Here is a 17,370-nt window from a genome sequence, read left to right as displayed (position 1 = left end):
GTGGCCGGAGAACCGGCCGCCCGGGGGCGGCGCCGGGCCCGTTCGGGCGCCGGAACCGGTGACGGCCCTTGACAGAGCCGGGCGTCAGCGGAGAGTCTTCCACAGTCCCTGGGAGCGCTCCCAGAGGGGCGCGGGTCCTCCTGGAGGACAGGGGCCTCCTCACGGTCGCTCCGTGCCCGTCGCCCTCTCTGTTCTCTGCTGTTTCTCTGCCTGTCTCTGCGGAAGGACCTCTGTGGCCACCTCAGCACCCACCCCCGGGCGCGCCCCGGACCCGGCGGCGCCCCTGAGCTTCCCGCCCGGCTTCCTGTGGGGCACCGCGACCGCCGCCTACCAGGTCGAGGGCGCCGCCCAGGAGGACGGCCGTACCCCCTCCATCTGGGACGTCTACTCCCGCACCCCGGGCCGGGTACGCAACGGCGACACCGGTGATGTCGCCACCGACCACTACCACCGCTGGCCCGAGGACATCGAGATCATGTCCGCCCTGGGGGTCGGCGCGTACCGCTTCTCGGTGTCCTGGCCCCGGGTCCAGCCCACCGGCGGCGGCCCCGCGTCCGAGAAGGGCCTCGACTTCTACCGGCGGCTGGTCGACGGGCTGCTGGAGAAGGGCATCCGGCCGGTCGTCACCCTCTACCACTGGGATCTGCCGCAGCACCTGGAGGACGCCGGAGGCTGGCCCGAGCGTGACACCGCCCACCGGTTCGCCGAGTACGCGGGGATCGTGGCCGACGCGCTGGGCGACCGCGTACGCACCTGGACCACCCTCAACGAGCCGTGGTGCAGCGCCTTCCTCGGATACGGCTCCGGGGTGCACGCCCCGGGCCGTACCGACCCCGCCGACGCCCTGCGGGCGGCGCACCATCTCAATCTCGGCCATGGTCTCGCGGTCCGGGAACTGCGCGAGCGGCTGCGGGCCGGGGCCGAGGTCTCCGTCACCCTCAATCTGCACCATGTACGGCCGCTGACCGGGAGCGAGCAGGACCGGGACGCGGTCCGCCGGATCGACGGGGTGGCCAACCGGGTCTTCACCGGTCCCATGCTCCAGGGGGCCTATCCGGACGATGTGAAGGCGGACACCGCGGGGATCACCGACTGGTCGTTCGTCCGGGACGGCGACACCGAGCTGATCCATCAGCCGCTCGACTTCCTCGGCGTCAACTACTACTCGCCGACCCTGGTGTCCCACCACACAGGTCCGGCCACCCATGGGTCCGACGGACATGGTGTGAGCGACCACAGCCCCTGGCCCGGCGCCGACGAGGTGGCGTTCCACCAGACACCCGGCGAGCGGACCGCCATGGGCTGGACGATCGACCCGAGCGGTCTGTATGAGCTGCTGACGCGCGTACGGCGGGACCATCCGGAGCTGCCCCTCATGATCACCGAGAACGGAGCGGCCTTCGACGACTACGCCGCCCCCGACGGCGAGGTCCGTGACCCGGAGCGGATCGCCTATCTCCGGGGCCATCTCGCGGCCGTCCACCGGGCCATCGCCTCGGGCGCCGACATCCGCGGCTACTTCCTCTGGTCGCTGCTCGACAACTTCGAATGGTCGTACGGCTACGGCAGACGTTTCGGCGCGGTCCATGTCGACTACGCCACCCAGCGCCGCACCCCGAAGTCCAGCGCCCACTGGTATGCCCGGGTCACCCGGACGAACACGGTCCCGCCGGCGGAGTAGCGGCGCCGGGGCCCACGCCGCACGCGCCGTCCGTACGTACGGGCGCGCCGCCCGCCCGTCCGTACGAGGCCCGCCCCGTACGGACGGGACCGGCTCGCGGAAGGCCAAGGGCCACGGTCTCGGCACGGACGGCGGGCGGCCCGGCACGGACGGCGGGCGGTCACCTCGGCCCACGCCTCAGCAGATGCGCGGCAGTTGCTCACCCAGCGGCATGTCCACCACCCGGGTCCCGCCCAGTCCGGTGGACGCCACCACGATGCCGGGATGGTCGGTCGTGCACGTACCGATCACCACCGCGCCGCTGCCCCGGGGATGCGCCCGCATCGCCGCGAGCACCCTGTCGGCGTGCGCCGGCGGTACGAACGCCACGAGCTTGCCCTCGTTGGCCACATACAGCGGATCGAGCCCGAGGAGGGCACAGGCGTTGGCGACCGCGTCCGGCACCGGAAGCGCGCGCTCCCTGAGCGTGATGCCCACCCCCGCCGCCGACGCGATCTCGTTGAGCGCGGTGGCCAGACCGCCCCGGGTCGGATCCCGCAGCACATGGAGATCGGGGCAGACGGCCAGCATGGCCCCCACGAGCGAGGCCAGCGGCGCGGTGTCGCTCCCGATCTCCACACCGAACTCCAGCCCCTCGCGGACACTCATGATCGCCACACCGTGCTCGCCGATCGCGCCGCTGACGATGACCACATCGCCCGGCGCGGCGCGCCGCGGCCGGATGTCGACCCCGTCGGGGATCAGCCCGATACCCGCGGTGTTGATGAACACGCCGTCGCCGTGTCCGGCGTCCACCACCTTGGTGTCACCGGTGACGACGGCCACCTCGGCCGCTCGGGCCGCGGCCCCCAGCGCCTCGGCCACCCGGCCCACCGTGGCCAGTTCGACGCCCTCCTCCAGAATGAAACCGCAGGACAGATAGGCGGGCCGGGCGCCCATCATGGCCAGGTCGTTGACCGTTCCGTTGACCGCGAGATCACCGATGCTGCCGCCGGGGAAGAACAGCGGGCGCACCACGTACGAGTCGGTGGAGAACGCCAGCCGCGCCCCGCCCAGGGTGACCGTCGCGGCGTCGCCCAGTTCCGCGAGGACGTCGCCGCCGAACGCCGGGGCGAAGAGATGCTCGACCAGTTCGGCGGAGAGCTGACCGCCGCCGCCGTGCCCCATCAGGACCTTCCGGTGGTCACGCAGCGGGACGGGACAGGTCCAGCCGGCGAAGTCCGGTACGGCGGAAGGCCGTTGCCGGGACCGGCCGCCGTCCGTCTCGCGGATCCCGGTCGATGTCGTCTCAGCCAACGGGGGTCACCTCTTCCTGGGGGCCGGCGGTGCCCGCCGGGCCCGGTGCGGCCAGCCTGCGGTACAGGTAGTACGCGGCACAGGCGCCCTCGCTGGAGACCATGGTGGCGCCGAGCGGATTGCGCGGGGTGCAGACCGTGCCGAACGCCGCGCACTCATGCGGCTTGATCAGTCCCTGGAGCACCTCGCCGCTGCGGCAGTCCGTGGACTCCTCGGTCCGGATGCCGGTCACCGAGAAGCGGTGCTCCGCGTCGTACGCCCGGTAGGCGGGGGAGAGCCGCCAGCCGCTGGCCGGGATCATGCCGATGCCCCGCCACGCGCGGTCGGTGACCTCGAAGACATCCTCCAGCATGGCCCTCGCCGCCGGGCTGCCCCCGGGCCGTACGGCACGCGGGTACGCGTTCTCGACGGTGTGCTCGCCGGCCTCCAACTGGCGTACGGCGCAGCGGATGCCCTCCAGGATGTCCAGCGGTTCGAAACCGGTGACGACGATGGGGACCCGGTGCCGCTCGGCGAGTTCGGGGTATTCGCCGGTCCCCATCACCGTGCAGACATGGCCCGCGGCCAGGAACGCCTGGACCCGGCAGTCGGGCGCGTTCATGATGGCGTCGATCGCCGGAGGGACCCGGACATGGGAGACCAGCAGGCTGAAGTTCTCGATGCCGAGCCTCCTGGCCTGGTGGACGGTCATCGCGTTGGGCGGGGCCGTCGTCTCGAAACCGATCCCGAAGAAGACCACCTGACGGTCCGGGTTCTCGCGGGCGGTCCTGAGCGCGTCGAGCGGCGAGTAGACCACCCGTACGTCGGCGCCCTCGCTCTTGACCTTGAACAGGTCCCGGCCGCTGCCCGGCACCCGGAGCATGTCGCCGAAGGAGCAGAAGATCACATCGGGACGGGAGGCGATCTCCAGCGCCTTGTCGATGGTCTCCAGCGGGGTCACACAGACCGGACAGCCCGGCCCGTGGATGAGTTCGACCTCGTCCGGGAGGAGCTGGTCGATGCCATGGCGGATGATCGAGTGGGTCTGGCCGCCGCAGACCTCCATCAGGGCCCAGGGGCGGGTGACGGTGTCCCGGATGTCGTCGAACAGCCGGGCGGCGAGATGGGGATCGCTGAACTCGTCGAGGTACTTCATCGTGCGTCCTCCTGCGGTGGTCCGGCCTGACGGCGGGCTGCCCCGGCGCCTCCGGGGGATGTCCCGGCGCCCTCGGGCGCCCCGGCTGCCGGAGCGGGAGGCCCGGACCGTCCGGCCCGGGATCCCTCGGCCCGTGGCTCCGTGGCACCGCCAAAATCCCCCGGGTCACGCGGCCGTTCGGCCCCCGCCTCCTTCGCGGCCCGCCCCCACGCGTCCCCGAACTCCTCCTCCAGGACGCCGAGATTCTCGAACAGCCTCAGCGTCTGCTTCGCGGACTCCTCGTCGAGCCGCTGGAGCGCGAAGCCGACATGCACGATGGCGTAGTCGCCGACGTTCATCTCCGGCACGTACTCCAGACAGACGTCCTTGACCACGCCGCCGAAGTCGACGTGTGCCATCCGGGTTCCGTCGCGTTCCTCGATGTCCAGCACTCTGCCGGGCACAGCAAGGCACATTGCTTCTCCTCACACCTGATCGTCCCGCCGGCCGCTCGGCCCGCCTGGTCCTGTCACGGGCTGCCCGGTCCCGGCCCGCCCGGTCCTGTCCCGCCCAGTCCTGTCCCGTCAGGTCCCGTCAGGTCCCGCCAGGTCCCGTCGTGGTTCGTCCCGCGCCCGCTCCGCCCGTCTCGGTCCGCCGTGACCCGGGCGGCGACCATCACCTGGCCCAGTGCCAGCCCGCCGTCGTTCGGCGGCACCACGCGGTGGCGCAGGACGGTGAATCCGTCACGCTCCAGCAGCTCCGTACAGCCGCCGGTGAGCAGGGCGTTGCAGAACACCCCGCCGCTCAGCGCGACGGTGGCCAGGCCCGTACGGTCACGGGCCGCGCGGCACAGATCACGCACCAGGCCGATCACCGCGCCGTGGAAGCGCGCGGACACCGCCGGGGCGCCCGCGCCGGACCGTATGTCGCGCGCCGCGGCGGCCAGTACCGGAGCCGGATCGGCCACCAGCCACGCACCGTCGGCCGGCCCGCCCGGGGCCAGCGCGAACCGGTAGCCGTCGGCGGGCCCCCCGGCCGCCACCGCCGCGCTCTCCAGCTCCATCGCCGCCTGGGCCTCGTACTCCACGCGATGGCACACCCCGGTGAGCGACGCGACCGCGTCGAAGAGCCGTCCCATGCTCGACGTCGGCACACAGGTGACACCCCGGGCGAGCAGCCGTTCCAGCAGCGGCCGTTCACCGGGAGGGCACGCGGCGACGCACGGCAGCGCGTCGGACCAGGGCACCCTCGCCGCCCGCAGATGCGAGAGCGCCATACGGTACGGATTGCGTACGGCGGCGTCCCCGCCCGGCAGCGGCACATACGCCAGCCGGGCGAAGCGCCGGAAGCCGTCGTAGTCCGCGAGCAGCACCTCGCCGCCCCACACCGCGCCGTCGTCCCCGTACCCCGTGCCGTCGAAGGCCACCCCGATCACCGGGGCCGAGCCGTCCAGCCCGTGTTCGGCCATCGTCGCGGCCACATGGGCGTGGTGGTGCTGTACGCGGCGCACGGGGCGGCCCCCGGCATGGCGTTCGGCCCACTGTCCCGAGCGGTAGCCGGGGTGCCGGTCCGCGATCAGCACCCCGGGCGTGACCGAGGTCAGCTCCGTCAGATGCCCCACGGCCGTCCCGAAGGCCGTGAGGGTGGCGAGGTCGTCCATGTCGCCGACATGGGCGGACAGCCACGCGTACCCGCCCTCCGCGACACAGAAGGCGTTCTTCAGATCCCCGCCGACGGCGAGCGCCGGCTCCACGGGCACGGGCAGCGCGACCGGCAGCGGAGCGTAGCCACGGGACCGGCGTACGGGCAGTTCCTGGCCCGCGCAGATCCGTACCACCGAGTCGTCGCACGGCACCCGCACCGGCCGGTCGTGCGTCAGCCAGGCGTCCGCCAGCGCGCCGAGCCGGGTCAGCGCCTCCGCGTCGTCGGTCACGATGGGCTCGCCCGACCGGTTGCCGCTGGTCATCACCAGGACGGGCGGGCCCGCCGGATCGCCGGGCAGACCCAGCAGCAGGTGGTGCAGCGGGGTGTACGGCAGCAGCACCCCGAGATCGGGACTGCCGGGCGCCACCCCGTCCGCCACGAGCGACGCGCCGTCCGCGCGGCGCCGCAGCAGCACGACGGGCCTGCGCCGGCCGGTCAGCAGCGCGCGCTCCAGAGGACCGACGACGGCGATCCGCTCGGCGGTCTCCGGCGAACCGGCCATCACGGCGAACGGCTTGGCCCCGCGGTTCTTGCGGGCGCGCAGCAGCCGTACGGCGGTGGCGTCCGAGGCGTCGCAGGCGAGGTGGTAGCCGCCGAGCCCCTTCACCGCGACGACCGCTCCGCCGGCCAGCAGCCGACGGGCCCTGGCCAGCGCCTCCTCGCCGGACAGCCGGGTGGTGGCGGCCGCGCCCGGCCGTCCCGTGATCAGGGAGAGCCGGGGGCCGCAGGCATGGCAGGAGACCGGCTGGGCGTGGAAGCGCCGGTCGGAGGGGTCCTCGTACTCACGCGAGCAGTCGGCGCAGAGCGGGAAGCCGGCCATGGTGGTCCGCGTCCGGTCGTAGGGCAGTCCGGTGACGATCGTGAAGCGGGGCCCGCAGTGCGTACAGGTGATGAAGGGGTGCCGGTAGCGGCGGTCGGCGGGATCGCGCAGCTCGGCCAGACAGTCGTCGCAGGTCGCCATGTCGGGGGAGACCAGTGTCCGTCCCGGTCCGCCGGACGAGGGACGGATGGTGAAGCCGCTGCCTCCGACGGCCGGTACCGGCCGGTGGCGTACGGACTCGACGACGGCGAGCGGTGGCGCGCAGGTGGCCAGGCGCTCGCAGAACGCCGCCACGTCACGCGCCGGTCCCTCGACCTCCGTACGGACGCCCTCGGCGCTGTTGGTGACCCAGCCGGTGAGTCCCAGCTCGGTGGCGAGCGCGTAGACGAACGGCCGGAAGCCGACGCCCTGCACCACGCCGCACACCAGGACGTTCCGGCGTTCACGGGGGGTCGTGGGGGAGGACAGGACGGTGCCGCGGGTGGTGACGGGTCCGCTCATGGCGCCTCTGCCGTTCCGCGGGCGGCGGACGGCGCCGGGCGGCCGGGACCCTGGTCGTCACTGTGGCCGTGGCTGTGGCCGTGGCCGTGAACGCGGCCCTGGTCGTCGCCGTGGTCGTGGCCCTGGTCGAGGCCCTGGTCGAGGTCGAGGTCGAGGTCGAGGTCATGGCCCTGGTCACCGTGACGGTCCTCGTGCGGGCCGTGGGCGTCCTCGTCGGCGTGACGGTGACGCAGATGGCGCTCGTGCTGACGGGCCAGCACCGGCCGGTGGACGGGCGCGCCGTCGGCATGGGCGAGGACGAAGGCGAGCAGCTCGTCCACACCGGCCCCGGTACGCGCCGAGGTCTCCAGCACCGGCACTCCCGGATTCACCTGGCGCACATGGCGATGGAACGCGGCCCCGTCGAACTCCACGGCCTCCGCGATGTCCGTCTTGGTGATGACCACGAGATGGACGAGACCGAACGCCGTCGGGTACTTGAGGGGCTTGTCCTCGCCCTCGGTCACCGAGCCGAGCACGATCCGCAGGCTCTCCCCGATGTCGTAGGAGGCGGGACAGACCAGATTGCCGACGTTCTCCACGAAGAGCACCCGGGTGTCCCGGGGCAGCCAGCCGTCGAGATGCCCGCGCAGCATCCCCGCCTCCAGATGGCAGAGTCCGTCGGTGAGCACCTGCTTGACGGGCGCGCCCGCCCGCGCCAGCCGGCGGGCGTCGTTCTCGGTGGCCAGATCGGCGGTGATCGCGGCGACGGCGATGCCCGCCGCGACGGCCCGGGAGAGCAGCCGCTCCAGCAGCGCCGTCTTCCCGCTGCCGGGGCTGGACAGCAGATTCACCTCGACCGTGCCCCGGGCGGCGAGATGCTCGCGCAGTTCCAGGGCACTGGCGTCGTTCTTGGCCAGTACGGCCTGGCGCAGATCAACGACTCGGCACATGAGGGGCCTCCTCGGGGGTACCTCGATCGTCACCGCTGTCCGGGCGGCGCGCATCCGAGGAATCCAGGAGGACGACCTCGGCGATCTCCAGTTCCCGGCCCGAGAGCAGCTCGCCCAGGGGCCGCGCGCAGTCGGCGCACCAGAGCAGGGGCGGCATCCCGACCTCGCTCTCCTGCCCGCAGCCGGCACAACGGGCCACGCCGGGAACGGTGTCCAGATCCAGCCGGGCACCCGCGAGGACGGTGCCCTCGCTCGCCAGACCGAAGGAGAACCGCAGTGCTTCCGGCACCACGCCCGCCAGTTCACCGATCCGCAGCCGCAACGACGCGACCCGTCCGCCGCCACGGGTACGGACGGCTTCCTCCACCTGGGCGACCACGGCGGTCGCGAGGGACAGTTCGTGCACGGATCTCACCTCGCTCCCTCGGCCCGGCCGTCCTCCGCCGCGTGGGCGGGCGACGGCTGGCCGGTGCTCCCGGGCGTGGTTAGCGTGGGGAAGGTGCGCGCCGCACCGTCGCACGGCCACATCAGGAGACCGCCGCCATGACGACGCACGACACCGAACGACGGGCGCTGATGAACCCCGTCATCCTGCTGCTGCTCGCCGAGCGGCCGGGGCACGGATACGAACTGACCCAGCGGCTGGGGGCCTTCGGCTGGGCCGAGGCCGAGTCCGCGCATGTGTACCGGCTGCTGCGCGGTATGGAGAAATGCGGTCATATCTCCTCCCAATGGCGGGCGTCCGCCTCCGGGCCCGCCCGCCGTGAGTACGAGATCACCCCGGCGGGCTCGATGAGCCTGTCGCTCTGGTTCGTCCGTCTGGGCGAGCTGCACAGCACGCTCCACCGGTTCCTGGAGCGCTACGCGCAACTGGACGGCCCGGGGCCCGCAGACCGTGAGGTACGGCCGCTGTCCGCGTCTCCGCCGTCCGCGCCTCCCCTGTCCGGGCCTCCGCCGTCGGCGCAGCCGCCGTCCGTGGGTCCGCCGACGACCGGACGGACAGGGCCCGACTGACCGCCTTCCGGCCGCGCTCCCGCGTGGCCGCTCACATCCGCCGCATCCGCAGATAGCGGCGCAGGTCCGGGACCGACTTCGCCGTCCCGTACGCCACCCCGGCCGCGGCCGCGCCGGCGCAGACCCACAGCCACGTCAGGTCCGGGCCCGTGGAGTGGGCCGTTCCTTTCCTCGCCCGCAGTTCGTGCATCGCGTGCATCACTCTCATCGCCTCCTTCGTCGGATGGGGTGCCGGGCACCGTGCCCGGCGGCTGCCGTACCAGATCGAGGACCAGTTCCGCCGCGGGACCTGCGGCGGCGGCCACCGGCGCGCTGAGCCCGATGCCCTCCTCGGTGGTGAGCGGCTGGCAGCCGACCACCACGATCCGCCCGGGAAGGGTGCCGCCCGCCCCCGCGCGCAGTTGGTGGACCAGCCGCAGTACGGACGCCGGATCCATGCCGTGTCCGTCCAGCCGGGCGGCGGCCGGGGCCGCCCCCGGGTCGGCGGGGTCGACTTCGAGCACATGGAGGGTGCCCGGGGGAGCGCCGCGGTCGACCGTGTCGACCAGGACGAGCAGGCGATAGCCGTCGAGGAGCCGGTAGGCGAGGTGGACGCCCCGGATGCCGGTGTCCATCAGATCGACGTCCGGGGGCAATTGGCGTCCGGTCAGCAGACGCAGGGTCTCGACGCCGAAGCCGTCGTCACCGAGGAAGACATTGCCGATCCCGGCGACCAGGGTCCGGCCGTACGCGCCGTACGCGCCGTACGCGCCGGGGGTGCCGGGCGTCCCGGACGTTTCGGGAGCCGGACTGTCGGGCGGGGGGACGGACTCCATGTCAGCCGCCTCCTTCCGGGGCCGTTCCGCGTCCGCCGCCGTCGTCGTCATCGTCGTCACCGTCGGCGGGCACGGGATCGATCTCGTCCGGGCGGAAGTACAGGAACCGGCCCTGCTGACGGCGTACGTCGGCGCCGGGATCGCCGTCGACGGTGACGGCGAGGTGCGTCTCGCCGTCGAGGTCCTGGAGCACCGCCTCGACCGTCGCGCCCCGGCCCGCCAGAAAGATGTCCTGGGCGTCGGACCTGCGCAGCCCCGGCCTCAGCACGACCCTGCTGCCCGCCGCGACCGGATGACCGGCGACCGTCACGGTGTCCTGCCCCGGCAGGTCGTGCGCGCCCTGGGCGGGGTCCCACCAGGGCAGCCCGGGACCGTTGGGCAGTTCGAGCCCCGCCGGGGACGGCCGCCCGGGAGGCGCCCCCTGCCCGGGTGCCCCTGGATCAGGCGTCCCCGGTGCGGGAGGTGTGCCCGGTCCGGGGCGTCCGGAGGTGTCGGCGCCGGACGCTGCCGTGCCTGTGCCTGTGCCCCTTCCCGTGCCTGTGCCTGTGCCCGTTTCGGTGCCGGTGCCAGTGCCAGTGCCAGTGCCAGTGCCCGGCACCGGGGAGGCCTCTCCCGCGTCGGGCCGGTCGCCGGTCACCTCGCGCAGACCGCGGATCGCGCCGTGGAGGCGCTCCAGGACCTCGGCCGGCATCCCGTCCACCAGGGCGATCACCTCGGCCGCCCGCGCGTCCGTGCCGCGCGCCTCCCGCTTCTCCTGCTCGGTGAGCGCGGCGGTCCGCAGCGAGAGGATCTCGTCGATCTCGGTGGCGTCGTAGAGCGGTCCCGGACTCTCCGCGGCGAGCTCGGGGTGGTCCTCCAGGATGATCGGCGAGGACAGCAGTACGTCGTCACGCCCCGCACCGCCCGCCAGCACGGGCCAGGTGTGTTCGTTGCGGCAGGTCCGCGCGGCGGGACCGGCCCACTCCGGCGGGTCCGTCATCGACAGGAACCGCCCTCCGGGCAGCCCCAGCAGCAGATGCGCGCCGATCAGACTGTGCGGCAGGGCGGCCTCGCGGTCACCGCCCCCGCCCGCCGGAACCGGCGCCCAGTCCGACGTGTTGTGCACGGTCGCGGTCAGCCGCAGCGCTCCGTACGGGCCCGGCAGCGGCTCGGTGGCCAGCCGTATCTCGCCCCTCAGCGCCCGGCTGCGCCGCACCAGACGTCCGACGGTCCGTCCCGCGCCGCCCTGGTCGTGGACCGGCTCGTGCTCCACCCCGCCAGGACGGTCGAACCGCAGCGTCCGCCCCCCTCCGGAGAGCCGGTCGAGCGGCACCCGGAGTTCGACCCGCTCCTCCTCGCCCTCGTCCCAGGGAACCAGCACCCGGTCGGCCAGGTCGAGCCGCGCCACCTCGGTCCAGCCGGCGCCGCCGGGCGCGGAACGCTCCACCGTGCGCCGGCGCACATGGAGGAAGCGCAGCTCGACCAGGAGCAGGCCCGCCCGGCGGGGTTCCAGAAGGCACTCCGTACGCTGCTCCGCGTGCTCGCCGTGTGCCTCGGCCCACGAGGGCGGCACCAGGACGCCGAACTGCCAGCGAAGTTGGTTCTTCCTGGCCGACGCCCGGTACGGATACAGCACATACCCCTCGAAGAGCAGCGCGTCCGCGACCCGGCGGGCCTCGTCGAAGCCCGCCGTCACCCGGTCCGCGGGAGTGCCGACGGCGGGGTCCGTGGCGCGTTCCGGCGTGCGGCCCGTGGCGTGTACCGGCGTGCGGCCCGTGGCGGGTTCCGGGGTGCTTCCCACGGTGGTCCCCGTGACGCTTCCGGCGGTGTCCTCCGTCATGACGGGCCTCCCCGGCCGGTGCCGCCGGGGGCCTCGGCCGTACGCAGCAGCTCCTCGAAGGTCCGCTCCCAGGAGAGCAGGGCGCGCTCCGAGCGGAAGCGGCGCAGCGCGTCGAGACAGTCGTCGCGGACCCGCAGCCAGCCGGAGCCGGGGAAGTACTGCTCGATCATGTTCCGCCAGACCTTCACCGGCATCCGGAAGGAGGTCTCCTTGTGCCAGGGGACCGGCTCGGCCACGAAGCCGCGGTCACCGGAGAAGACCGTGCCGGAGAACAGCAGGAGCAGCGGCACTTCGCCGTCCGCGAGCGCGCGGAAGTACTTGGTCGAGGCCACTTCCATGTCGTACGTGCAGGCCACCGGCAGTTCGATCTCGGTGGCGCCCGTGAAGCCGGGCACCGTCACCGAGGCATGGGCGAACTGGAGCGGTTTCAGGGTGGTGCTCCAGCGCTCCGGCTCGCCGAAGAGATCGCCGAGCATCTCCATCTCGGCCGGCGCGTACCGCCGCTGGACGGGCTCGATGCGCATCTGGCAGCGCAGGGACACCGCGTGGATCCGGGTCTCCGGGTCGTCCGCCTCGATCTGCAGCCGGAACAGCAGCGTCGGGCCCGTGCCGTACGGTTCCGGCCGTACGTCCGCACAGGTGAACGTGAGATCGGTCATCGGCCGTCCTCCCGCCCGCTCACCGGACGGGCCTTCGCCCTGACCCGGGTGAAGAAGTCCGTCAGGTCCGCGCGCGCCTCGGCGCCCCCGTCGAAGCCCTGCCAGTGCAGCCGCATCCGGCCCACCAGCTCGTAACAGGCGTCCACGGGCACCAGATAGCACTCGCCCGTGCCGGTTCCGGCCGTGCCGGTTCCACCTGTGCCGGTTCCACCCGTGCCGGTTCCGCCCGCGCCGCGCTCCCGCCGGACCAGCAGCGCCTCCGTGTCGGGCTGGAGCAGCGCCGCCAGCCGGCCGGAGCCGAGGACGTCCCGCCAGGTGCCGGGGTCGAGTTCGCTCTCCGTGGCGCCCGCCGGACTGGGATAGAACGCGGCCAGCCGGTCCAGTTCCGCGTTGCGGAAGAAGAACGCGAGCCCCACCGGGATCTGGAGGCGGTTCCAGCTCTCCTCGTCCAGGGTGAAGTCCGGGTCGGACAGATACCGGTCGGGAACCGCCCGGAACCGGCCCGCGCCCGCGCCCGGCCGGGTGAAGAGCAGGGAGCAGCCCGCGCAGGCACACAGCAGGGCGCGCCTGGCGGTGTCCACGAGATGCCGGTGCTCCCCGGCCAGGGGCTCGGCACACAGCTCGCACCGTTCCTCGGCGCGCGGCGGCCGGCGGGTGAATCCGCGCAGCCCCGGCGGTACGGCGGGTGATACTGCCGTGGAACCCGCCCCTGGTACGGCGGGTTCCACGGCCGTGGAGCCCGCGACGGGGGAGGTCCCGGCGGGGGAGCCCATGACGGGCGAGCCGCCGCCGAGGGGGCCCGCGCCACGGGCCGGGCGGGCGTTCACGGCCCCGCCGTCAGCAGCGCGGCCGGCAGGGCGACCCGTACGGAGCCGTTCTCCTCCAGCAGGGGCACGGGCTCCAGCCGGCCCCGCTCGCCCTGTCCCGCCTTACGGATGTCGTACTCCGCCGCGCACCCCGCACAGCGCAGCCGCTCGCCGTCCACCACCGCGCCGCCCAGCCCGCCCGAGCACACCGGGCAGCGGTCGCGGTACGCGTAGAGATTGCCGGGCAGCCTGACCAGCAGGAGCGCCGTGCCCGCCACCTCGCACACCCCGGTCCCGCCGTCGGCCGAGGGAGGATCCGGCAGCGGATGCCACCCGGCCCGCGCGTCCCCGGCGGCCGTCCCACCGGACGGCACCGCGCCCGTGCCTACGCCCGTGCCTACGCCCGCGGTCGCGTCCGGCGGCCGGGACATGATCTGGAGCAGCTCCGTCCGCGGCCGCTCCTCCGTCACCCCCTCGACCTCCACCCGCGCGATCTCGGGGGCCCGGCGCGCCACGGCCTCCTCGATGGTCCAGCGCACGGTCTGGGCGGACGAGGGACAGCCGTCGCAGCTCCCGCGCAGCCGCAGCCGCAGGGTCCGCCCCTCGGTTCCGTCGTCGCCCTCCGGGCCGATCCCGGCGATCTCCACATCACCGGCGTGCGAGCCGAGATACGGGCGTACCTCGTCGAGGGCCCGCTCGACCCGGGTGAGCGTGTCGTCGGGGTGCAGATCGTGCAGGATCAGCAGCCCGCCGACGATCTCGTCCGCGCCGAGCAGGGCGAGCGGCGCGGTGCCGTCGGGCGGGTCGCGCAGCAGCTCGACGGCGCGGGCCAGGCCGGCACCGTAGAACTCGACGATGCTGCGGACGAGTTCGTCCGCGAGGTCGCGGCCCGAGGGGCCCACCGATCTGCCCAGCTCGTCGAGGAGCGCGTCGATGTGCTCACCGGCCCGCTGCTCGTGCTCACCGGCCCTCTGCTCCTTGGCCGTCGCTGCCGTGTCAGCCATGTCAGCCATGTCACAGCGCCTTTCCTCCGGGGGGAACGGGTGTCCTTCCTGCAGTGAGGGACGGCCCCGGCACGGCGGCCGTCCCCACGGACAGGGGCCCGACTCGGGCCACGAACCGCTGTCAGCCGCCCAGTCCGCTGAGCCCGGTGGGCAGATGGGTCTCCCGGACGGTCCTGCCGCCGCCGACGTACATGTGCACGCCGCAGGGCAGACAGGGGTCGAAGCTCCGCACGGCTCGCATGATGTCGATGCCCTTGAAGCTCTCCGGCGGGTTCTCCTCGAAGATCGGCGTGTTCTGCACCGCGTCCTCGTAGGGGCCCGGCGTGCCGTACGAGTCGCGCACACTGGCGTTCCACGGGGTGGGCGGATACGGATGGTAGTTGGCGATCTTGCCGTCCCTGATCACCATGTGGTGGGAGAGCACGCCGCGTACCGCCTCGGTGAAGCCGACGCCGATGGACTCGTCGGGCACCTCGAAGCTCTCCCAGGTCCGGGTGTTGCCGGAGCGCACCTCCTCCATCGCCCGTTCCGCGAAGTGCAGGGCGCAGGCGGCGGTGTACGCCTGGAAGTACGTCCGCGCGCGGTTGCGCTCCAGGGCGTTGCTCCACCGCGGGATGTGCCACTCGAAGCTCTTCTCCGGCTTGGTCATGGTGCGCGGCAGATTGATCCTGACGCTGTGTCCGGTGGCCTGGACATAGCCGACGTCGACCAGTCCGGACAGGGCCGTGGACCACAGCCGGGCGAGGGGGCCGCCGCCGGTGTCGAGTGCGAGATGGTCCGTGCCGTCGAACCAGCGCGGAGACATCACCCAGCTGTACTTGTCCGCGAAGTCCCGCTTCTGCGGGGCCGGCAGGGTGTGCTGGTTCCAGGGGTGGCGCGCGTCCACGGGGTTGCCCAGCGGATCGCGGTCGACGAAGGTCTCCTGGCCCGCCCAGTCGTCGTAGTACGAACTGCCGAGCAGGATCCGGATGCCGAGATTGATGTCGACCAGGTCGTTGGTGACCAGCCTGCCGTCGACGATCACCCCCGGGGTGACGAACATGTGCCGGCCCCACTCCGACATGTTCCGGTAGGTGAAGTCGCAGTACTCCGGGTCGTTGAGCGCGCCCCAGCAGCCGAGCAGCACCCGGCGCCGGCCGACCTCCTCGTATCCGGGCAGCGCCTCGTAGAAGAAGTCGAACAGGTCGTCGTGGAGCGGGACCACCCGCTTCATGAACTCCACGTACCGCGTCAGCCGCGTCAGATAGTCCGTGAAGAGCTGGATGCTGGCCACGGTGCCGACGCCGCCCGGGTAGAGCGTGGAGGGATGCACATGGCGGCCCTCCATCAGACAGAACATCTCCCGTGTGTAGCGGCTGACATGCAGCGCCTCACGGTAGAACTCGCCCTCCAGCGGATTGAGCGAGCGCATGATGTCGGCGATGGTGCGGTACCCGTGGTCGCCCGCGTGCGGGGCCTCGGTGCGTTCGGCCAGTTCCAGGACGCCGGGGTTGGTCTCGCGGACCATCTTCTCGCAGTAGTCCACCCCCACCAGGTTCTCCTGGAAGATGTTGTGGTCGAACATGAACTCCGCGGCTTCGCCGAGATTCATGATCCACTCGCCGAGGGCCGGGGGCTTCACGCCGTACGCCATGTTCTGTGCGTACACCGAACAGGTGGCGTGATTGTCGCCGCAGATACCGCAGATACGGCTGGTGATGAAGTGCGCGTCCCGCGGGTCCTTGCCGCGCATGAAGACGCTGTAGCCGCGGAAGACGGAGGAGGTGCTGTAGCACTCGGCCACCCGCTTCTGGCGGAAGTCGATCTTGGTGTGGATCCCGAGGCTGCCCACGATCCGGGTGATCGGATCCCAGGCCATCTCCATCAGGCCACTGCCGTCCTCGGCTTGCTTGCTCGTCGGCGCCATGGGCTGCGCACCTTCCTGGGCGGTGGGGGTCCTCGATGCTGGGGGGAGGAGGGTCTCGCTCCGGCGGGTCCTGCCGCGCGGATCACCCCGGAGGGCGGCGGCGGGGACGGCGGATCGTGGGGGAGGGCGGGATCACCACGGGGGGTGGTAGCCGCTCAGGACCTTGTCGCTCCTGCGGCGCCACTTCGGTTCCTTGTCGACGGTCCTGGCCGTGACACCGCGCAGCCGGCGGATGACCCTGCCGTACGCCCCGCTGGCCGCCGCGGACACATGACCGCCCGGGGGCTCGTCCATGAAGGGCATGAACTTGTCCGGGAACCCGGGCATCGTGCAGGCGATACAGATGCCGCCGACATTGGGACAGCCGCCGACCCCGTTGATCCAGCCCCGCTTGGGGACATTGCACTTCACCACGGGACCCCAGCAGCCCAGCTTCACCAGACACTGGGGCGAGTCGTACACGGTGGCGAACTGGCCCTGCTCGTAGTAGCCGGCGCGGTCGCACCCCTCGTGGACGGTCGCCCCGAACAGCCAGGTCGGCCGGAGCTGCTCGTCCAGCGGGATCATCGGCGCGGACCCGGCGGCCTGGTAGAGCAGATAGAGCAGGGTCTCCGAGGCGTTGTCCGGATGCACCGGACAGCCGGGGATGCAGACGATCGGGATGCCCGCCCCGGACTTCCAGTCCCAGCCCAGATAGTCGGGCACCCCCATCGCACCGGTGGGATTGCCCTCCATGGCGTGGATGCCGCCGTAGGTGGCACAGGTGCCGATCGCCACCACGGCCAGCGCCTTCGGCGCGAGCCGGTCGATCCACTCACTCGTGGTGATGGGCTGGCCGGTCTCGGGATTGTCCCCGAATCCGCACCAGTAGCCCTCGTTCTTGATTTCCTCGTTCGGAATGGATCCCTCGATGACCAGGACGAACGGCTCGATCTCTCCGCGCTCGGCCTTGAAGAACCATTCGATGAAATTGTCCGCGCCCTGGACGGGCCCGCATTCGAAATCGATCAGAGGCCAGTGCACGGCCACCTTGGGCAGACCCGGCAGGGCGCCGAGGGCGATTTCCTCGATACTCGGCTGGGTGGCCGCCGTGAGGGAGACGGAGTCTCCGTCGCAGCTCAGGCCCGCGTTGATCCAGAGAATATGGACGGTGGGGAGTTCTTCCCCGTTCGCTTCGGGAGACGTCGCGCCCCCCTCGGTGACCGATGCGGCGTTATCCATCGTCCCCTCCTCTTCGGGGAAGAGCTTCCCTCCCTGGATAACCGAATCCGGCGGGTTCGGTAAGTGCGGGACGGTCCT

15 protein-coding genes and 1 pseudogene are annotated in these 17,370 nt (G+C 72.5%); 2 read left to right on the top strand and 14 right to left on the bottom strand.

The window, feature by feature from the left end; all coding sequences use genetic code 11:
- The first annotated feature begins 232 nt into the window (after window positions 1-232).
- Window positions 233-1,681, top strand: a complete 1,449-nt coding sequence (locus tag ACFYYH_RS14350; RefSeq protein WP_388550221.1) for a GH1 family beta-glucosidase — start codon at window positions 233-235, stop codon at window positions 1,679-1,681.
- A 177-nt stretch (window positions 1,682-1,858) separates the two neighbouring features.
- Here the strand turns inward: ACFYYH_RS14350 and hypE are convergent, their stop codons facing one another.
- From hypE to ACFYYH_RS14320, 6 genes are all read right to left on the bottom strand, one after another.
- Complete coding sequence (hypE, locus tag ACFYYH_RS14345) at window positions 1,859-2,848, bottom strand: hydrogenase expression/formation protein HypE (protein ID WP_388550463.1); 990 nt, start codon at window positions 2,846-2,848, stop codon at window positions 1,859-1,861.
- A gap of 121 nt (window positions 2,849-2,969) precedes the next feature.
- Window positions 2,970-4,112: a hydrogenase formation protein HypD gene (gene hypD, locus ACFYYH_RS14340; RefSeq protein WP_388550218.1), complete on the bottom strand. Its 1,143-nt coding sequence runs from the start codon at window positions 4,110-4,112 to the stop codon at window positions 2,970-2,972.
- Entirely contained in the window at window positions 4,109-4,567 is a 459-nt protein-coding gene (locus ACFYYH_RS14335) for a HypC/HybG/HupF family hydrogenase formation chaperone (RefSeq protein ID WP_388550215.1), read from the bottom strand. Before ACFYYH_RS14335 ends, hypD begins: the two co-directional genes overlap by 4 nt.
- Window positions 4,568-4,620: 53 nt before the next feature.
- On the bottom strand, window positions 4,621-7,116 hold the full coding sequence (gene hypF, locus ACFYYH_RS14330; protein ID WP_388550213.1) for a carbamoyltransferase HypF: 2,496 nt from the start codon (window positions 7,114-7,116) through the stop codon (window positions 4,621-4,623).
- Window positions 7,113-8,048, bottom strand: a complete 936-nt coding sequence (gene hypB, locus ACFYYH_RS14325) for a hydrogenase nickel incorporation protein HypB (RefSeq protein ID WP_388550210.1) — start codon at window positions 8,046-8,048, stop codon at window positions 7,113-7,115. The genes hypF and hypB overlap by 4 nt, the downstream gene beginning before the upstream one ends.
- Entirely contained in the window at window positions 8,032-8,454 is a 423-nt protein-coding gene (locus ACFYYH_RS14320) for a hydrogenase maturation nickel metallochaperone HypA (RefSeq protein ID WP_388550207.1), read from the bottom strand. The genes hypB and ACFYYH_RS14320 overlap by 17 nt, the downstream gene beginning before the upstream one ends.
- Window positions 8,455-8,591: 137 nt before the next feature.
- On the opposite strand from ACFYYH_RS14320, the gene ACFYYH_RS14315 reads away from it, so the two are divergent.
- Window positions 8,592-9,062: a helix-turn-helix transcriptional regulator gene (locus ACFYYH_RS14315; RefSeq protein ID WP_388550204.1), complete on the top strand. Its 471-nt coding sequence runs from the start codon at window positions 8,592-8,594 to the stop codon at window positions 9,060-9,062.
- Window positions 9,063-9,093: 31 nt separating this feature from the next.
- Here ACFYYH_RS14315 and ACFYYH_RS14310 read toward each other — a convergent pair whose 3' ends face one another.
- From ACFYYH_RS14310 to ACFYYH_RS14275, 8 genes and pseudogenes are all read right to left on the bottom strand, one after another.
- Window positions 9,094-9,252, bottom strand: coding sequence for a DUF6893 family small protein (locus ACFYYH_RS14310; RefSeq protein ID WP_388550461.1), 159 nt, complete (start codon window positions 9,250-9,252; stop codon window positions 9,094-9,096).
- An 82-nt stretch (window positions 9,253-9,334) separates the two neighbouring features.
- Window positions 9,335-9,877: pseudogene (locus ACFYYH_RS14305) on the bottom strand (hydrogenase maturation protease); the annotation flags it as partial.
- A 1-nt stretch (window position 9,878) separates the two neighbouring features.
- Window positions 9,879-11,696 carry a hypothetical protein gene (locus tag ACFYYH_RS14300; protein WP_388550202.1) on the bottom strand — a complete coding sequence of 606 codons (1,818 nt, stop codon included), beginning with the start codon at window positions 11,694-11,696 and terminating at the stop codon, window positions 9,879-9,881.
- Entirely contained in the window at window positions 11,693-12,355 is a 663-nt protein-coding gene (locus ACFYYH_RS14295; protein ID WP_388550199.1) for a DUF6084 family protein, read from the bottom strand. Before ACFYYH_RS14295 ends, ACFYYH_RS14300 begins: the two co-directional genes overlap by 4 nt.
- On the bottom strand, window positions 12,352-13,182 hold the full coding sequence (locus tag ACFYYH_RS14290; RefSeq protein WP_388550197.1) for a DUF5947 family protein: 831 nt from the start codon (window positions 13,180-13,182) through the stop codon (window positions 12,352-12,354). Before ACFYYH_RS14290 ends, ACFYYH_RS14295 begins: the two co-directional genes overlap by 4 nt.
- The gene (locus tag ACFYYH_RS14285) at window positions 13,179-14,165 is read right to left on the bottom strand and encodes a NifU family protein (RefSeq protein WP_388550194.1); all 987 of its coding nucleotides are present in this window, start codon (window positions 14,163-14,165) and stop codon (window positions 13,179-13,181) included. Before ACFYYH_RS14285 ends, ACFYYH_RS14290 begins: the two co-directional genes overlap by 4 nt.
- 121 nt (window positions 14,166-14,286) lie before the next feature.
- Window positions 14,287-16,071, bottom strand: coding sequence for a nickel-dependent hydrogenase large subunit (locus tag ACFYYH_RS14280; RefSeq protein ID WP_388550191.1), 1,785 nt, complete (start codon window positions 16,069-16,071; stop codon window positions 14,287-14,289).
- Between the two features lie 132 nt (window positions 16,072-16,203).
- Window positions 16,204-17,292 (bottom strand): hydrogenase expression protein HypE, encoded by a 1,089-nt coding sequence (locus ACFYYH_RS14275; RefSeq protein WP_388550189.1) that lies wholly within the window; start codon window positions 17,290-17,292, stop codon window positions 16,204-16,206.
- Window positions 17,293-17,370: the final 78 nt, after the last annotated feature.

The organism is Streptomyces sp. NPDC002018, from assembly GCF_042890865.1.
GTDB lineage: Bacteria > Actinomycetota > Actinomycetes > Streptomycetales > Streptomycetaceae > Streptomyces.
This window is presented reverse-complemented; position numbering and strand designations above follow the sequence as displayed.